General features: G+C 72.9%; 14 protein-coding genes. 7 read left to right on the forward strand and 7 right to left on the reverse strand.

Annotated features, from left to right (window positions below):
• Positions 1-63: 63 nt before the first annotated feature.
• Positions 64-1,890, forward strand: a complete 1,827-nt coding sequence (locus ACIRRS_RS01350; protein ID WP_402963095.1) for a CocE/NonD family hydrolase — start codon at positions 64-66, stop codon at positions 1,888-1,890.
• Between the two features lie 21 nt (positions 1,891-1,911).
• Here ACIRRS_RS01350 and ACIRRS_RS01355 read toward each other — a convergent pair whose 3' ends face one another.
• Positions 1,912-2,733, reverse strand: coding sequence for a hypothetical protein (locus tag ACIRRS_RS01355; RefSeq protein WP_402963098.1), 822 nt, complete (start codon positions 2,731-2,733; stop codon positions 1,912-1,914).
• A gap of 415 nt (positions 2,734-3,148) precedes the next feature.
• Between ACIRRS_RS01355 and ACIRRS_RS01360 the strand changes: the two genes are divergently transcribed.
• Entirely contained in the window at positions 3,149-5,458 is a 2,310-nt protein-coding gene (locus ACIRRS_RS01360; protein WP_402963100.1) for a collagenase, read from the forward strand.
• Between the two features lie 80 nt (positions 5,459-5,538).
• Here the strand turns inward: ACIRRS_RS01360 and ACIRRS_RS01365 are convergent, their stop codons facing one another.
• Positions 5,539-8,037 (reverse strand): collagenase, encoded by a 2,499-nt coding sequence (locus ACIRRS_RS01365; RefSeq protein WP_402963103.1) that lies wholly within the window; start codon positions 8,035-8,037, stop codon positions 5,539-5,541.
• A 347-nt stretch (positions 8,038-8,384) separates the two neighbouring features.
• Here ACIRRS_RS01365 and ACIRRS_RS01370 point away from each other — a divergent pair, with 347 nt between their 5' ends.
• Positions 8,385-8,582 carry a hypothetical protein gene (locus ACIRRS_RS01370; RefSeq protein ID WP_402963106.1) on the forward strand — a complete coding sequence of 66 codons (198 nt, stop codon included), beginning with the start codon at positions 8,385-8,387 and terminating at the stop codon, positions 8,580-8,582.
• Between the two features lie 27 nt (positions 8,583-8,609).
• Here the strand turns inward: ACIRRS_RS01370 and ACIRRS_RS01375 are convergent, their stop codons facing one another.
• Positions 8,610-9,071 (reverse strand): hypothetical protein, encoded by a 462-nt coding sequence (locus tag ACIRRS_RS01375; protein WP_402963109.1) that lies wholly within the window; start codon positions 9,069-9,071, stop codon positions 8,610-8,612.
• A gap of 133 nt (positions 9,072-9,204) precedes the next feature.
• Between ACIRRS_RS01375 and ACIRRS_RS01380 the strand changes: the two genes are divergently transcribed.
• The 3 genes from ACIRRS_RS01380 (at position 9,205) to ACIRRS_RS01390 (ending at position 11,931) form a co-directional block, all read left to right on the forward strand.
• Positions 9,205-9,387 (forward strand): hypothetical protein, encoded by a 183-nt coding sequence (locus ACIRRS_RS01380; RefSeq protein WP_402963111.1) that lies wholly within the window; start codon positions 9,205-9,207, stop codon positions 9,385-9,387.
• 343 nt (positions 9,388-9,730) lie between these two features.
• Complete coding sequence (locus ACIRRS_RS01385; RefSeq protein WP_402963114.1) at positions 9,731-10,708, forward strand: NAD-dependent epimerase/dehydratase family protein; 978 nt, start codon at positions 9,731-9,733, stop codon at positions 10,706-10,708.
• Positions 10,709-10,836: 128 nt separating this feature from the next.
• Positions 10,837-11,931: a hypothetical protein gene (locus tag ACIRRS_RS01390; RefSeq protein ID WP_402963117.1), complete on the forward strand. Its 1,095-nt coding sequence runs from the start codon at positions 10,837-10,839 to the stop codon at positions 11,929-11,931.
• Between the two features lie 197 nt (positions 11,932-12,128).
• Here ACIRRS_RS01390 and ACIRRS_RS01395 read toward each other — a convergent pair whose 3' ends face one another.
• The 4 genes from ACIRRS_RS01395 to ACIRRS_RS01410 all read right to left on the reverse strand — a co-directional run bounded on the left by ACIRRS_RS01395 (position 12,129) and on the right by ACIRRS_RS01410 (position 15,174).
• Positions 12,129-12,368, reverse strand: a complete 240-nt coding sequence (locus ACIRRS_RS01395) for an acyl carrier protein (protein WP_402963119.1) — start codon at positions 12,366-12,368, stop codon at positions 12,129-12,131.
• On the reverse strand, positions 12,365-13,393 hold the full coding sequence (locus ACIRRS_RS01400; protein WP_402963122.1) for a beta-ketoacyl-ACP synthase 3: 1,029 nt from the start codon (positions 13,391-13,393) through the stop codon (positions 12,365-12,367). The genes ACIRRS_RS01395 and ACIRRS_RS01400 overlap by 4 nt, the downstream gene beginning before the upstream one ends.
• Positions 13,390-14,670 (reverse strand): condensation domain-containing protein, encoded by a 1,281-nt coding sequence (locus tag ACIRRS_RS01405; RefSeq protein WP_402963125.1) that lies wholly within the window; start codon positions 14,668-14,670, stop codon positions 13,390-13,392. Before ACIRRS_RS01405 ends, ACIRRS_RS01400 begins: the two co-directional genes overlap by 4 nt.
• Before the next feature lie 75 nt (positions 14,671-14,745).
• Entirely contained in the window at positions 14,746-15,174 is a 429-nt protein-coding gene (locus ACIRRS_RS01410) for a nuclear transport factor 2 family protein (protein ID WP_402963127.1), read from the reverse strand.
• A 293-nt stretch (positions 15,175-15,467) separates the two neighbouring features.
• On the opposite strand from ACIRRS_RS01410, the gene ACIRRS_RS01415 reads away from it, so the two are divergent.
• Entirely contained in the window at positions 15,468-16,286 is an 819-nt protein-coding gene (locus ACIRRS_RS01415; protein ID WP_402963130.1) for a lipase family protein, read from the forward strand.
• Positions 16,287-16,321: the final 35 nt, after the last annotated feature.

Raw genomic sequence — 16,321 nt, forward strand, 5'->3', positions numbered from 1 at the left:
TCCATGCTCCGCCTGGACGGCGCCCGATCGGGTACCCACACGCACCAGGAAAGGTTGGTTCGTATGACTACTGAAGGCGGAGAGCCGACAGCGGCGATCACCGACGCGACACTCGCCGACATCGCGGACAACGGCCTGTGGCGCGGCGCGAGCTTCGACATCAACCCGTCCGTCCTCGCCGTCGCCCGGGCGGTGCTCGCGGCGCTCCAGGGCGCGGCCCCGGCCGCCGCGCTCCCGGACGGGCTGCGGGAGCTGGTGGAGCGCGTCCTGCGGGACGCGGGGGTCACCTTCCCGCGCATCCAGGTGACGCCCGAGATCGGGCTCTCCGCGTTCGCGATCCAGCAGAAGACCTCGGAGCCGCGCCCGGTCGTCATCCTGCCCGCCGGGTGGAACCCGTACGGCTGGATGCCGTTCCTCGTCGGGTACCTCTCGCTGGCGGCGCGCGGCTACCACGTGCTGGCGTACACGCCCCGGGGGTTCTGCGCGCCGGACTCGCCCTTCGCCTCGGACGGGTTCATCGACGTCGCCGGGCCGGACGACTGGTCGGACGGTTCGGCGGTGATCACCCACGCGGAGGGGCTGTTCTCGCCGAGCAAGGTCGGGTTCATGGGCGTGTCCTACGGCTCGGGGATCAGCCAGCTGGTCGCCGCCAACGACAAGGAGAACCGGGTCGCCGCCGTGGCGGCCCTGAGCACCTGGGGCAACCTCGCCACCAGCCTCTACGACCACGGCACCCGGCACCTGGAGGCCGTCGAACTGCTCATCAAGTTCACCGGCGCCGAGAAGGGCAAGGAGGAGGAGAAGTTCTCCGAGGACACCTGGCGCATCCTGCAGAACTTCCTGGCCGGGGAGGGGATGACGGAGGTGGTGTCCTGGGGCACCGCGCGCTCCCCGCACTCGTACGTCCACGAGACCAACAACCGGCGCGTCCCCACCTTCTTCTCGAACACCTGGCACGAGAGCCTGTTCCCGCCCGGCGAGGCGATCGAGACCTTCGAGAAGCTCACCGTCCCCAAGCACCTGAACCTGTGGATCGGCGACCACGGCGCGCCCGAGGGCGCGGGCATCACCGGCGTGCCGAGCAGCCTGCCCTTCCCCGGCTTCCTGACACCGGCGCTGGAGGCGTACGCCTGGCTGGACCACCACCTGCTCGACGCGCCCAACGACGTGCCGGACTGGCCCGTGGTCAACAGCCAGGTCATGTTCACCTACGAGACCGAGAAGATCATCGGCGGCGGCGGCCGCCGCCGGATCACCAAGGCCGCCCGGCGTGAACCGCTCGGCTCCTGGTCGGAGGCGACCACCGGGCGGGAGAGCTGGTACCTGAGCGGCACCAACGGCGGCGGCGACGGCGCCCTGTCCGACAAGCCGTCCGCCGGCTGGAGCCGCGGGTTCACCGCCGGCCACCTGACCACCGCCACGGCGATGGACGGCATCATGGACACCGGCCAGAAGGAGTGGACGGGCAACCCCAAGGCCTACGACACCGAGGGCTTCGACCGCGCCCACCTGCTGGTCTGGAACACCGAGGAACTGCCGGCCGGCCGCCGGATCCGCGGCGCGGCCAAGCTCCGCCTCGGCGTCCGCGTCGACGAGGGCACCGCCGCGACGCTCGTCGCCTACCTCCTCGACACCGCCCCGGACGGCACTGCCCGGATCGTCACCCACGAGCCCCTCACCGTCACCGGCCTGACCCCGGGCGCGAGCCGGACGGTCGAGTGGACGCTCCAGCCCGCCGCCTACGACCTGCCGGCGGGGAACCGCCTCACCCTGGTCGTCAACAGCCGCGACGCGCTGTACTCCTTCGCCAACGAGGAGGACGGCGACACCGTCGTCACCGTCACCTCCCCCACCGGTGAGGAGGCCGTCCTGGACCTGCCCCTCGGCTGAGCACGCGCGCCGACGGGCCTCTCAGCCCCGGGAGAGGCCCGTCACGGTGCCGCTGCTGTCGGTGTCGAGGGTGACCAGCTGCCAGCTGTCCCCGTTCAGGGCGACGGTCCGGAAGGGCCTGCCCGCGTTGTCCAGGCGGTAGGAACCGGTCGACCCGTTGCTGGTCCACTCGATGTCCAGGTACCAGGTGCGGTCGCCCTCCTTGGTGCGCACCAGGAAATGGAACACCTCGGGCTCGGTGGTGGAGATCTCGTACGGGAAGTCGACGATCCTCGGCGACTCCCCGGCGCCCCCGTCCGGGGGGACGGCGACGGCCGTGGGCGTGCCGGTGTCGAGATCGACGGCGAAGGAGCGGATCGGCACGCCGCCGCCGCAGCCGCCCGTGCCGTAGACCTCCGCCGGGGGCGGGCCCGGCGTCCCGGCGGAGACCACACGGACGGCGCTGATCACCACCGCGCTCTGCGTCCGCCCCTGGAGGGTGACGGTGAGGTCGGTCTGCCCGCCGTCCGCCTCGCCGTGCGCCGCCAGGACGGCCGTGCCCTCCTCGACCGTCTTCCCGACCACCTCCTTCTGCAGCTCGCTCGGGAAGTGCGTCCAGACCGCCGGGCAGGACTCGTCCCGGAAGACGGCGGTGAAGGGGGCGTGATCGGGCCCGAACTCGTTCAGCACCTTGGTGCCGGCCGACTGGAAGAGGTGCTGGAGGAACCCGCCGAGGGCGGTGGCCAGGGCCGTCGCCACCACGGTGACCAGCCAGGCCCAGGGCCGCTTCCAGACCGGCTTGCGCGCCTTGTCGGGCGGCGGCCCTTCGTCGGCGGGCTTCCCTCCCGGAGAGTTGGCATCCACGACGGCACCCTTCGGCAGGGGATCTCGGACGGCCCCCGCGGCCATGCTCACCCGCCCCGGCACGCCCCGCCACCCCGGCGGCTCGCGCCTCCTGACGGCGAGTGAACATCTAGTGCAATTTCACATTGCCATGTTACATTTCATTCACGCGCCCGCCCCTCCCCTCCCGGGCGCGCCCCGCCCCCACCGCCACCCCCTCCCCCCTCAACTCCCGTACGGGGACGCCGCTACCCGCTTCCGCCGCGTCCCCGTACGGGCTCGTCTCCGCGCCCCCAGGCGCGGCCACCTGGTCCAGGGCTGCCCGTTCCCCCACGTCCCGGAGCCGGTTCCACCGGCGCGCCCGCCTCTCTCCTCCCCCGGCGCGCCCGTTCGCAGCACCGACCGACCACACCCCCACGCCCCCGAGGAGAACCCGGTGCCCCCAGCCACCGTGCGCAACACCCTGCTCTCGGCCGCCCTGGCCGCCACGCTCGCCGTCCCGCTGGTGCACGGCGTCCAGGAGGCCACCGCCCCCGCGGCGGCCGTGGCCGCGCCGCAGCAGGCCGGCGACCACCTCGCCCACGCGGGCGCCCCCGGCGGCGCCTCCGCCGGCCCCCAGGGCTGGTCCGGCACGGCCTCGCGCCAGCCGACCACCGGCGCGAAGCCCGGCGACCAGACCGACGCCGCCGCCCCGGAGTCCGCCGTGGCCGCGACGAGAGCGGCCTGCACCCCGGAGGCGTTCACCTCCCTCTCCCCCGCCGCGCTCGCCGACTTCCTCGCCGACCGCGCCCACACCTACCAGGACTGCCTGCGCCCGCTGCTCGTCACCTGGAACCCGCTGACGGCCAAGGTGATGACGCCCGAGCACGTCCGCGCCGTCGCCGCCCGGGTGAGCTCCCTGGCGCCGTCCTTCGACGGTGCGAACAACCACAACCAGCAGGAACTCTGGTACTACCTGCACATCGCCGTCTACTTCGACTTCTACCACTCCGAGATCGACCTCGGCGACGCCACCACCGTCGCCGCCCTCGACCGCGCCGTGCGTGACTACACCGCCAACCCCCGCGTGTTCGCGCCCACCACCGCCAACGGCGACGCCATGGGCGAACTGCTGCAGGCCGCCACCGCCCCCGGCCTGCGGGTGGCCCGCCTGCCCCTGGTGAAGCAGGTCCTGCGGATGCTGGCGCCCGGCTCCCCCGCCGTCGGCGACCGGGGCTGGAACTGGGCCGTCCAGGGCGCCCTCCAGCTCAACTTCCAGGGCATCGGCAACGTCGGCGAGGACCCGCAGGGCCTCTTCCGAGCCGCCGTCGCCTCCGACCCCGACTACCGCGAGGCCTTCCGCGCCTTCGCCGGCTACGCCCACCTCAAGGGCACGGACAGCGAGTGGGCCGCCGGCGACGCCATGCTGGAGTACGGCCGCTTCGCCCAGATCGACTCCCTCAAGCCCGAGTTGACGCAGCGGATCGGCTCCCAGCTGGACCTCGCCGCGGCGACCTTCGGCCGGATGAGCAGGCCCTGGGCCAACCTCGTCGGCCCGGTCAACGACCTCGGGCTCTGCGGCCGGTACGGCGTCTGCCGCGCCGACCTGGACCGCCAGGTCTTCCCCTACACGTACAGCTACGACAACGGCACCCTGATCGTGCGCACCGCGCTCGACAAGGCCACCGCCGACCAGCTCTACTACGCCACCAAGCAGGTCAAGGCCCAGTTCTTCCGGACGATCGGCACCGACCAGCCGCTGGCCGACGACAAGCACCCGGTGCTGACCGTCCAGCTGTACGACACCAAGACCAACTACCAGGCCCTCCAGTACGTGCTGTCCGGCATCGGGGACGTCCAGAACGGCGGGATGTTCATCGAGGAGCGCTCCACCTTCTACACCTACCAACGCACGCCCCAGGAGTCGTACTTCAGCCTGGAGGAGCTGTTCCGGCACGAGTACACCCACTACCTCAACGCCCGCTGGGCGATCCCCGGGGAGGGCTACACCACCCGTTGGCCCGCCGACGCCACCTTCGCCATGAACGAGGGCACCGCCGAGTACTTCGCGGGCGCCACCCGCGACGGCGGGGTCAAGGCGCGCAAGTACATGGTGCGCCAGATCGGTTGGGACGACCAGGCCCGCACCCCGCGCCTGACCGTCGACGAGATCCTGCACGCCACGCAGAGCGCGCTGGGCTTCCGCGCCTACCCCTACGCCGCAACCTTCTTCAACCTGCTCGGCGAGCGGCACCCCGAGCAACTCGCCGAGATGTACCGCCTGTTGCGCGCCGACGACCGCGCGGGCTACGACGCCTGGCGCGACCGCCTGGGCCACGACGCCGCCCTCCAACGCGAGTACACCGCCTACCTGGACGCCGAGATCCCGCTCGCGGACGGCCTGTTCGTTCCCGACACCACCTACACGCCCAACGGGCGCCTGGCGTACGCCTGGGCCTCCGAGGTCCGTACCGCCTTCGCCGCCGCCACGCAGAACACGCCGGACTGCAAGGACAACGGCGACTGGAACAACACGATGCGCTTCACCTGCACCGGCCGCGTCAGCGCCAACCTCACCAACTCCGCCGACGCCGGGCAGATCCGCAAGGACATGGCCGCCACCGTCGACCGGTTCCTCCTCGACCGGGGCGGCGCCGGCGCCAACAACCTGGCCGACATGAACTGCTGGTTCGGCAAGGTCGACGTCTGGCCCTCGGGCCGGGCCGGGAGCGCGGACTACTCCTGCGAGGGCCCGCTGCGCCGCTGACGGTACCGGGAACGCGAGACGCCCGGCCGGGGAGCCCCGGCCGGGCGTCGTGCCGTTCTGTCCTCCGGGCGGACCGGGGATCAGAACTCGGTGCTGACCGTGACCCCGCTGAAGTCGGTCACGGCGTACAGGCTGATGTAGCGGTAGCCGGCCGTCGGGTTCGTGACGGTGAGGGACTGCGTGGTCCCGGCGGCCGTGGAGGACGCGGTGTGGGCGCTCGGCGAGGCCCAGACGCCCCCGTTGTAGTACAGGTGCGCCGTGCCGGTGCCGCCGGAGGTGGTGACCTTCAGGGTCGTCGTCCCGGCGGGCAGGTAGACGTACAGGTAGTCGGTGTTCCCGGCGGTCGCGGCGCGGCCGGCGCGCGAGCAGTTGCGGCCCATCGCGTCGGTGCGCAGCTCGGTGCAGGCCGGCAGGGTGGCCGGACCGGCCGTCACGGTGACCGTGGTCGGGGTGGTGGCGATCCGTCCGCTGTCGTCCTTCGCGGTCAGGGCGACGGTGTAGCTGCCGGCCTTCGCGTAGGTGTGGCTCGGGTTCTGCTCGTCCGAGGAGGTGCCGTCGCCGAAGGTCCAGTGCCAGGAGGTGATCCGGCCGGGCCCGGTCTGCACGGACCGGTCCTTCACGCTGACGGTCGCGCCGCTCACCGAGGTGTCGAACAGCGCGGTCGGGCCCTGCGCGTAGCAGGCCCCGGCGGCGCAGGCGGTGAGCCAGGCGTCGAAGTCCGCGTCGTAGGAGGTGCCGAGGTCGTTGTAGACCGCGTAGCCGCCGGTGTAGTCGCCGACGCGGAACCGCTCCAGCATCGCCTGGACGTCGGCCGGGTGCTTCTCCAGCATGTAGCGGACGGCCAGGTAGCCCCACGGGTAGACCCGGGTGGTGTCCGAGTTGTCGTAGGTGTTCTGGAAGAGGGTGCTGAGCTTGTAGGTGTGCTTGGCCGCCTGGGTCATCGCGTCGGTGTCGGTGATGCCGCGGTAGCTGTACGACATGTACTCGGCGATGCCCTCGACCCACCAGATGTCCGGGACGGACATCTGGGTCTTGAAGCTGCCCTTCATGTCGTAGATGCCGTCGAGGTAGTGGGTGTACTCGTGGTTGAGGTTCCACACCCGGGCGGGGTCGTTGTTGTTCCACGACTTCCGGTACATCACGGTCACGGCCTGCTTGTTCGGGTCGGTCGCGTCCATGAGGGTCTCGCCACCGTTGTCGGTGTCGTTGCCGAAGATCGCCCAGGAGTAGGTGATGTAGTCGGCCCTGTTGGCGAAGATCCCGAAGGTGACGGTCTTGGCGTACTGGTTCGGGATCGGGCCGCTGTCCTTGACCACGCGGTGGAAGTCGGCGTCCTGGTTGCGCAGGCTGGCGCAGACGGCGGCCAGCTCCTCCGTCGTCAGCGTCTGGGTCTGGAGGGTGCGGTTGTCACAGACCAGCCGGTTCGGCAGGACGACCGAGGCGAGCTTGGTGGGCAGGTCACAGATGCCGTAGTACGAGCACTGGCCGGGGTTGTAGTAGGCGGCCTGGACGGCCGTGTTCACGTACAGCGCCGCCGCCGGCGTCAGCAGGGGCGCGGAGTCCAGCACCTTCTTCACCAGCGGCTTGACCTTCGCCTCGACGGCCGGACCGCCGCCGGCCATCCGGGCCAGGTCGTTGCCCGCGTTGGTGTCGAGGGTCTCGTTCGGGCCGCCGATCAGGTCCTTGTGCTTGATCGCGAACTCGGCGAGGGAGTGGGCCAGGGCCGGGTCGGCGGCGAGGGCCCGGACGAAGTCCGGGTTCGCGTTGCCCGTCCACAGCGGGTACTGGAGAACGGAGTTGACCGCGTCGACCATCGCCGGGAAGGCGTTGTACGAGTCGTCGTAGCCGTCCAGGAGCCGCTTGTAGACGCGCAGGTACCCGGCCTGGAGACCGGCGCTGTCGGTGAGCCGCACCACGTCCTTGAGCACGGCGCCGTTGGCCTCGGTGACGTCGTGCCAGCGGGCGCCCGCGAAGAACACGTCCAGGGCGACCCGGACGGTGGCGGTCAGCTCCCGGGTGTACGGGCCGGTGCCGTCGGCGTGCTTGGCGTGGACGTCGAAGCCCGCCTGGAGGTAGATCGCCAGCTGGTCGATCCCGGTGGAGTCGTCGCCGGTGTAGCGGGCCGCGAGCTCCGCGAAGGCGGCGGCCACGGTCAGCATCCGGGGCTGCCGGAAGATGCCCGGGTCGGTGGCGCCGCTGTCGGCCAGGCCCCGGACGCACTCCGGGGTGCGGCTCTTGATGAACGCGACGAGGTCGGCGCCGGTGCGGGCCGCGAAGTCGGCCGGGGCGCAGGCCTCGGCGGCGATCTTCGCAAGGGGCGCCGCGGGCCGGGACGGGGCCGCGTCGGCCGCCGCCCTGCCCATGTGCCGCTCGCCGATCAGCGCCGCCGGCTGCGGTGCGGCGGGCGGCGCCGGGTCCTCGGGCCCCCTGAGGGCGGGTGCGGTGAGAGCGGTCGGAGCCGAGGCGACGGTGCCGGCGGCGGGTGCCGCGAACGCCTGGGCGGGTAGCACGGCGGTGGCCGTGGCGCAGCAGGCGATGACGCCGGCCGCGAGGGTGGACAGTCGGGTACGCAGGAGCACGCCGGGTCCTTCTTCCGTTGGGGCAGCCCGCCGTGAGGGCGGACTGGGTGAAGGAGAGTGGCGTGGATCCTGTCATCGACCGAAGATGAGAACAATGTCACAGGTTATATTGCACGCATGTTTCGGCCACTTCGCCGATGACCGCCTCCCCCGTCGCTGACCTGCGACGCAGAGCCGCGAACCGGCTCCCGCGCCGCTCTCCGGCATGGTCGACCCCTCTGCCGCCCGGGCCGACGGATGATGCGGAGTGGCCGATCCTCGACGGCCGCCCACCCGGACCGGGCCGCTCGACGGTCACACGGTCGGCCCCGTGTCGCGGCACGGCGGGGCGCCGCCGCGCTCCCCCGATGTGCACGACCGACCGTCGGCGCGGTCCCGTTCGCGGCCGTCGGGCCCAGCGGTCCCTGCGCCCGCCACCCGAGCACGAGGGACACCGTAAGAACACCCTCACCCCGAAGAAGCCGCTCCCGGCCGGGGTCGTCCTCGGCGAGAGCACCGAACTGTCCGCGGGCGACATCGCCACCGTCAAGGCGATGGACAAGTAGGCCCGCCGTTCCCGCTCCCGGCCGGGGTCAGCGAGGGACTTCGGCCACGGAGCGGAACCTGGCCAGGTCGTCGGCGACCTTGACGAGGCTCATGCCGGAGAGCACCTCGCTCTCGTTGAGCTCCAACTCCGTGTTGTACCCGATCGAGATGCACTGCACGTTGCTGTACATCGTGCCGCCCAGGGCGTCCGGCTGGCTGAGCTTCGTGATCGCCGTCGCGCACTGGATGGTGCCGCCGGCGAGGGACTGGACGGGCCCGTAGACGGTCTTGTTCTCGCTCATCGGGTTCGGGCGGAAGGCGGCGGCCGTGTCGGACTGGCGTTCGGCCTCGGTGATGGGGCGGGGGACGGAGGCCGCGACGATGATGGCGTGGCGCTCACCGAACTGGCCCCCCAGGTAGGCGGTGACGTTCACCTCGGCCTCGGGGGCGGCGTTCTGGGCGATCCGCTGGAGTTCGGCCGTGCCGGCGAACGTGTCGTTGCGGGTCAATCCCTGGAAGGCGGCGGGGAGTTGGAAGCGCTTCAAGGGTTGGGTGGCGCCGCCGCCACCACTGCTCGTGGCCCCGCTTCCGCCGCTACCACTGGCGGACGCCGGCTTCCGCTGGTCCCCTCCGGCGGCACCCGTGCCCGAACTTCTGGTCGCCGGTGCCGCGTTGGTCACCTGCGCGGTGCCGCCACCCCCGGCGTCGCCCACCCCCGAGAGCGCGTACGCCCCGGCGCCCACCAGCAACGCTCCCCCGGCCACCCCGACCGTCACCCACACCCACGCCCGCGAGGGCCTCGGCGGCGGGGGCGGCGGCCCGTAGGGCCCGTACGGGCCGGGCGCGTACCCCGGCGGCACGACCGGTGGCACGCCCGGCGGTCCCGGAGGTGCGGGCGGCACCGGCGGGACGTTCCCGTACGGGTCTGCGGGCATGCCGGGCTGCTCGTACATCGGGGTGCTCCTGGAGACGTGGTGAGGCAGCGGTGGACGGTTCGCGCCGCCGCTGTGAAGAATGCCGATGCGGCGACCCGCCCCGCCAGACCTCGCCGCTCCTGTTGCCGTTCTGTAGCACGACCTGTCAGGACCACGACTGACGGTCCGTCATCCGGCGGATCTAGGGAATCCTCCCTATGGCCCGGCCGCCGCCGCGCTGACACGATGACCCGATGCGGATACTGATTATCGGCGGCACCAGGTTCGTCGGCCTCCACTTCGCCCGGGCGGCCCTGGCCGCCGGCCACGACGTCACCGTGCTGCACCGCGGCAAGACCGGCGCCGACCTGCTCCCGGAGGCGACGCACCTGATCGCCGACCGCGACGCGGACCTGTCCGTACTGCGTGGCGGCAGCTGGGACGCGACCGTCGACGTCTGCGCCTACTTCCCTCGCCAGGTACGGGAGTTGGCGGCCGCCCTCGACCCCGGTGCCGCCGGGCGCTACCTCCTGGTCTCCACCATGGGCGTGTACGCCGTCCCCGACGCCCCTGGGTTCACCGAGGACTCCCCGCTGCTGCCCGCCGACGGCCCGGAGGCCGACGCCGTCAGCCCCGCCACCTACGGCACCCTCAAGGTCCAGTGCGAGCGCACCGCCCTGGAGGCCTTCGGGCCGGAAACCCTGCTGATCCGCCCGACGTACGTGATCGGCCCGGACGACTACACCCACCGCTTCGACCACTGGGTGCAGCGCCTCGCCCGGGGCGGCGAGGTGCTGGCCCCGGGCCTGCCCGAGGCGCCCGTCCAGGTCGTCGACGCACGCGACCTCGCCACGTGGACGCTCGCCCTGCTCGAAGGCGGCGCGTCCGGCGCCTACCACGCCGCCGCCACGCCCCCGCCGTTCGGCATGCGTGACCTGCTCGACACCATCGCCTCCGCCGTCGCCCCGCCCGGCACCACGCTCACCTGGGTCGACGACGAGTTCCTGCTCTCCGCCGGCCTCACGGGCCGCACCCTGCCGCTCTGGTCCCCCGACCCGCTGCTGAGGGCCACCAGCACCGCCGACCCCGCCGCCGCGATCGCCACCGGCCTCAGGCTCCGCCCGGTGGCCGACACCGCCCGGGACATCCCGGCCTTCGAACCGCTGCCGGAGGCACTGACGCCCGCCCGGGAGGCGGAACTCCTCGCCGCCTGGCACCGGCAGCAGGCCTGAGGCGTCAACTATCCTTCCTTCACCCCCAGTTGACCGAAATCCCGCTTCCCGCAGCGCCGCCGCGGCTGCATTCTTGTGGCGCTCCGGCGAAGAAGCCGGGAAGAATCCATGGATCAACTGGGGGGAAGATGAAGGGAACTGCGAACCGGACCACCACCCGGCGGCTGCGGGCCGCCCTGAGCGCGGCGGTCGTGGCCTGCACGCTCACAGCGGTGCTGCCCACGGCCGCCTCGGCCGCGACCTCCTCCACGACCGGGGACACGGTCGAGAGGATCAGCGTCGCGGCCGACGGCACCCAGGGCGGCGACAACTCCCAGGACGCCTCGATCACGCCCGACGGCCACCACGTCGTCTTCTCCTCCTCCGCGGCGAACCTCACGCCCGACCAGGCGGACGGCGGGGCCAAGGTGTTCGTCCGCGACCAGCCGACCGGGCAGACCAAGCGGATCGGGTACCTGACCACGCTCCAGCCCCCGACGATCAGCGACGACGGGGCGTACGCCGCCTACCCGGTGCAGTGGATGGCGAACGTGCGGATCCGCGAGTACCAGGTGGGAACCGGCCGGACCATCTCCGCCAACTGCGTCTGGAGCTGCGACCAGCCGTCGTTCAACGGGGACGGCCGCTCCCTCGTCCTCGCCTTCTTCAACGAACGGCGGGCGGCCACCCAGCGCATCGAGGTCCAGAACCTGGGCGGCCCCACGCAGACCGTCGCCGACCTCGGCAACGCCCTGCCCGCCCGGCCGTCCATCAGCAGCGACGGCCACCACGTCGCCTACCAGGACGCCCAGGCGGGGAACGTCTTCGTGTGGGACGGCACGAACGGCACCACCTCCGACCCGATCTCGGGCCCGCAGGGGGCCTCGCTCGTCCAGCTCAGCGCGGACGGCACCGAGGTCGTCTACCTCTCGGGCTCCGACACCTACGTCCACGACGTGGCCTCGGGCAGCGAGCAACTCGTCCCGAACTCACGGGGCGTGGCCGTCGACCCCACCGGCCGCTACCTGCTGTACGCCCCGCAGGGCGCCACCGGCGGGCCCTCGCTCGTCCTGCGCGACCTGCAGACGGGCACCGACCGGACCGTCTCGGACCAGCCCGCCTCGGCCGGCGTCCGCGCGGTCAGCTCCGGCGGACGGGACGTGGTCTTCCAGTCCACGGCCGGCGGCATCGTGCCCGGTGACGCCAACGGCAAGTCGCAGGTCTACGTCCGCCACTTCGGCTGACCAGCCCGACACCCACGCGGCCGTACGGGCCGGCGAGTGCGACCTCGCCGGCCCGCACAGCCCGCACAGCCCGTACGGCCCGTACAGCCCGGCCGGCACCGACCGCCGTCACCGGCCTTCCGTCCGCCGAGCCGGGGCCCCTGCGGCGTCCATCCGACCGGGCCCCGGCCGACCGGGGTGCGACGGTCCACCGCCGGTCAGTCCGGATCCGCGGTGGCGCGGGCGTCGATGAGCTCGCCGATCGCGTCGACGCGGTCGAGGCTGCGCAGTTCGTCGTCCGTGATGTCGACTCCGAGGTCGCTGTAGACGCGTTCGGCGAGTTCGACGAGAGCCAGGGAGTCGAGTCCGAGACTGCTGAGCGCCGTCCCGGCGTCGAGGGTGTCGGGGTCGAGGTGGCAGGTGTCGGCGAGGAGGCCGAGGAAGGCGTCCGCGCTCATGACGCCGACGGGGTGAGGTCGGGCCAGGTCATCGTCGTGGAGGCCCAGGTGAGGCCCGCACCGAACGAGGTGACGAGGACGCGTCGGCCGGGGCGGAGACGGCCGTCGGCGGCGGTCTCGGCGAGCACCAGGGGGATGGAGGCGGCCGAGGTGTTGCCGACCTCGGCGATGTTGGAGAGGCAACGGGCCTCGGGCAGGCCCAGGTTGTGGGCCAGGACGCCCAGGATGCGGGCGTTGGCCTGGTGGGCGAGCAGGTGGTCGATGTCGGCCGGGGCCCATCCCGCGGCGTGGCAGGCCCGGCGGCCGGAGGCGGTCATGTGGCGGACGGCGTTGCGGAACATGGCGGGCCCGTTCATGGAGATGTGGTGGTCGTGCTCCCCCGGCGGGTGGCCCGCCGAGCGTCGGCGGGCTCCGGCGGGGACGTGGAGGAGTTCCTCTCCCGTGCCGTCGCTGCCCAGGTCGAAGGCGCCGAGCGCGCCGGGTTCGTCCCGGTGGCCCGCCCGCAGGACGACGGCTGCGGCCGCGTCGCCGAAGACGGTGGCCGTGGCACGGTCGTGGGGGTCCGTCAGGGTCGACATCGTGTCGGCGCCGACGACGAGGAAGCTGTCGCCGATCCCGGCCAGGAGCCAGCCGGCGGCAACGGCGAGGGCGTAGACGAAGCCGCTGCACGCGGCGCCGACGTCCAGGGCGGCGACGGGGCCCAGGCCCAGGCGCGAGGCGACCAGCGGGGCGGTGGCCGGTACGAGCCGGTCCGGCGTGCTGGTCGCGAGGACCACCCCGGCGGGGGTCCGGTCGGTGAGGGCCAGGGCGCGGCGGGCTGCGTGCACGGCGAGATCGGAGGTGGTCGTCCCCGCCGGGGCGATGCGGCGCCGGTGGATGCCGGTGGTCCGGTGGATGTCGTCCTCGGTGACGCCGAACCTGCGGGCCAGTTCGGTGTTGGTGAGCTGATCGGCGGGCAGGCAGGAGCCGACCGCGCACACGACGGCGGCACGGCCCGGAGCGACGATGCGGCTGACCGTGCTCACCGGGCGCCCAGCAGTCGGGCGGCGACGCGCTCGATGCCCTCCGCCAACTGCCGGGCCCGGCCGGCGGTGTAGTGGGCGCGCGGCACGGCCAGGGTGAGGGTCGTGGTACGGCCCTCGTGGCCGCTGAGGTAGACGGCCGGGACGGGCCCGGGGGCGGGGGCGTACCCCCAGGGCTCGGTCGAGGCGAGACCGGCGGGGAGGACGAGGCCGGCCGAGCGGGTGGAGAGGTTGCTGACGACGACGCTCATGGGGGCAGCCGCCTCCGGGTGGGCGCGGGCCTCGGCCATGAGCTGGGGCATCGCGGCGATCGCCCGTCCGGCGTCCCCGGTGCGCACGGTCTCGCGGATCTGGTCCCAGACCTGGCGGCCGACGCCCACCGGGTCGGCATCGTCCGCCACTTCGGCCACCGCTTCGGTCACGGCGGCGGCCATGACGACGCTCTCGCGGGGCAGCGGCGGGCTCATCCGCGGCCGCAGGTCGATGGCCGACATGCAGGTGAGGGCCCGGGTGCCGGGCGTCGGGTCGGCGGCGGTGCGCAGGGCCGTCAGGATGATGCCGCAGGCCAGCGCGTGGGGGGCGAGGCGGTGGTCGCGGACGAGGGCGAGCAGGCGGGTGCACTGGCCCGGGCTCAGGGCGATGCGGCGGACGTGGGCGCCCGTGTGCCCGGTGGCGTCCGGACCGTCCGGGGCCAGGCGCAGGGGGTCGAGGGCCTTCATCCGGGTGGCGCGGTCGAGGAGGTACGCCTCGATGTCGGCGGTGGTGAAGCGGGCGCGGAAGTGGTCCTCGACCGGTGCGCACAGCACGGCCCCGGAAGGCGACGGGCCCGGCCCGCCACCGGCGGCGAGGTCCGCGTAGGTCCTCCACAGCCGGGCCAGCAGGGACAGCGCGCTGGTCCCGTCGGCGATGGCGTGGTGGACCGTCAGGTACAGGTCCCAGCGCTGGGCCGCCTGCGGCAGGATCGCGGCGCGGACCAGGGGCGCGCCGACGGCGAACGGGGCTCCGGCAGCCTCCTCGTGCTCCTCCCGTCCGAGCGCGGTGTCCAACCGGGGCCTCGGCAGGTCGGGGTCGATGCGCAGGGTGTACCCGGTGGCGGTCGGCAGGCAGCGGGCGGCCAGGACCGGGTGGCGGTCCAGCAGGACCTGCCAGGCGTGTTCCAGCGCGGCGGTGTCGAGGGGGCCGGTCAGGGTGTGCCCGAGAACCATGGGGGTTCCGGGATCGACGAACATGGCCTCGCTGGCGGCCATCGGGCGTTCACGGACGCGGGGATCAACGGTCATCGTTCCTCCTGTTCTCGCGCCGGCACCCTCCACGGGGGGCAGCGCAGCGCCGCGCCACGGGTCACGGGTCACGGGTCACGAGGGAAGCTGTCCGCCGAGCTGGTGCAGCAGCGCGGCGAGGTTCCAGGTCTCGGTGACGTGGGCGACCAGTCCCTGGTCGTTGACCCGGACCAGGCTGGTGCCCACGAAGCTGAAGCGGCGGCCGACCGCGGAGTCGGGCCAGACCCCGGGCATCGCGGCCGTGATCAGTCCGGTGTAGCGCCAGTGCAGCGCCGCGCGCTGCCCGGCCTCGAAGGAGTCCAGGCAGTCGACGTGGGTACGGGCGCAGTCCACCCAGGCGGCGTAGGCCGCACGGAGCTCGTCCTTGGAGTGGAGGTCCCAGCCCAGGGTGGTCTCCTGGTAGTGGATGTCGGGGGCGGCGGCGGAGACGGTCGCGTCCAGGTCCTGGGCGTTGACGGCCTCGAAGGCGCGCCGGTACATCATGACGATCGGTCCGGTGCTCACACCGGTCTCCCTCCGGGCGGCGGACACGGCAGTCCCAGTACAGGCCCCCCCGTCGCCGCCCGGCAGGGCGCGCGAACCCCGAGCCGTAGCGCCCGGCCGGGGCGGGGTTGGTCGGTCCGGCGCGGGCCGGCCGGAGTGCGCCCCCAGATGCCCGGGCCGCCCTGCGCCCGTTCAAGCGACCGCCTGGCGCGGCGGGTTCACTCCGACGGGGCCGTGTGTGTACGACAGGGCCACGTTCCGCAGGACGCCGACGCGGCCTGCGCGATCCGCGAGAGATCCGAAAGGTGGCACCCGTGCCCGTTCCGTCCGCGATCGACCACACCGCCAGGGAGTACAGCCTCACCCAGGCGTACTGGCTGGCCAGGGCGTCCGACCTGGCCTACAAGGACGACGCCGTCATCGACCGGCAGGCGGCCGACTGGGGCTTCGACCAGGTGCGTCACCACGCCACCCGGTTCACCCCGCCGTTCCCGCTCCAGGACACCCAGGCGTACACCATGGCAAGCGATCACATGATCGTCACCGCGTTCCGGGGCACCGAGCCCCAGGAGCTCCGCGACTGGCTCTCCGACGCCACCACCCCGCCCTGGCCCGGCCCGGGCGGCACCGGCTTCGTGCACTACGGCTTCGCCGAGGCCCTCGCCTCCGTCCTCCCCGATGTCGAGAAGGCCGTGACCGGCCTGCGCACCAACGGCCAGAGCGTCTGGTTCACCGGCCACAGCCTCGGCGGCGCACTGGCGATGCTCGCCGCCGCCCACCTCGCCCTGGAAGCCCCGAACCTCCGCGCCGACTGCGTCGTCACCTTCGGCCAGCCCCGCACCTGCGAACGCCTCCTGGCCGCCGTGTACGACAAGGCGTTCAAGGGCCGCTCCTACCGCTTCGTCAACAACAACGACATCGTCCCCCAGCTGCCGCCCGAGCCCTTCACCCACGTCGAGGCGCTCAAGCACATCGACGCGAAGGGCGTGATCCACGACGGCCAGTCCCTCCTCGCCGGCCTGAGCAGCCGGGCCAAGGGCCTGACGGAGGCCGCCTTCTCCCCCACCGGCGAAGGCCTGCGCGACCACTTCATGCGGAGCTACCTCACCGCCCTGGAGAAGAACCTCGCCTGACCCCTGGGCTCCCCGCCCCGCCCTGCCGGCCCGAA

Source organism: Kitasatospora sp. NPDC101183 (assembly GCF_044767945.1).
In the GTDB taxonomy this organism is placed as follows: domain Bacteria; phylum Actinomycetota; class Actinomycetes; order Streptomycetales; family Streptomycetaceae; genus Kitasatospora.

Excerpts from the sequence above, each read along its gene's own strand:
- ACIRRS_RS01350 (WP_402963095.1), top strand. The coding sequence starts at position 64 with ATGACTACTGAAGGCGGAGAGCCGACAGCGGCGATCACCGACGCGACA.
- ACIRRS_RS01370 (WP_402963106.1), top strand. The coding sequence starts at position 8,385 with ATGTGCACGACCGACCGTCGGCGCGGTCCCGTTCGCGGCCGTCGGGCC.
- ACIRRS_RS01385 (WP_402963114.1), top strand. The coding sequence starts at position 9,731 with ATGCGGATACTGATTATCGGCGGCACCAGGTTCGTCGGCCTCCACTTC.
- ACIRRS_RS01390 (WP_402963117.1), top strand. The coding sequence starts at position 10,837 with ATGAAGGGAACTGCGAACCGGACCACCACCCGGCGGCTGCGGGCCGCC.
- ACIRRS_RS01395 (WP_402963119.1), bottom strand. The coding sequence starts at position 12,368 with ATGAGCGCGGACGCCTTCCTCGGCCTCCTCGCCGACACCTGCCACCTC.
- ACIRRS_RS01405 (WP_402963125.1), bottom strand. The coding sequence starts at position 14,670 with ATGACCGTTGATCCCCGCGTCCGTGAACGCCCGATGGCCGCCAGCGAG.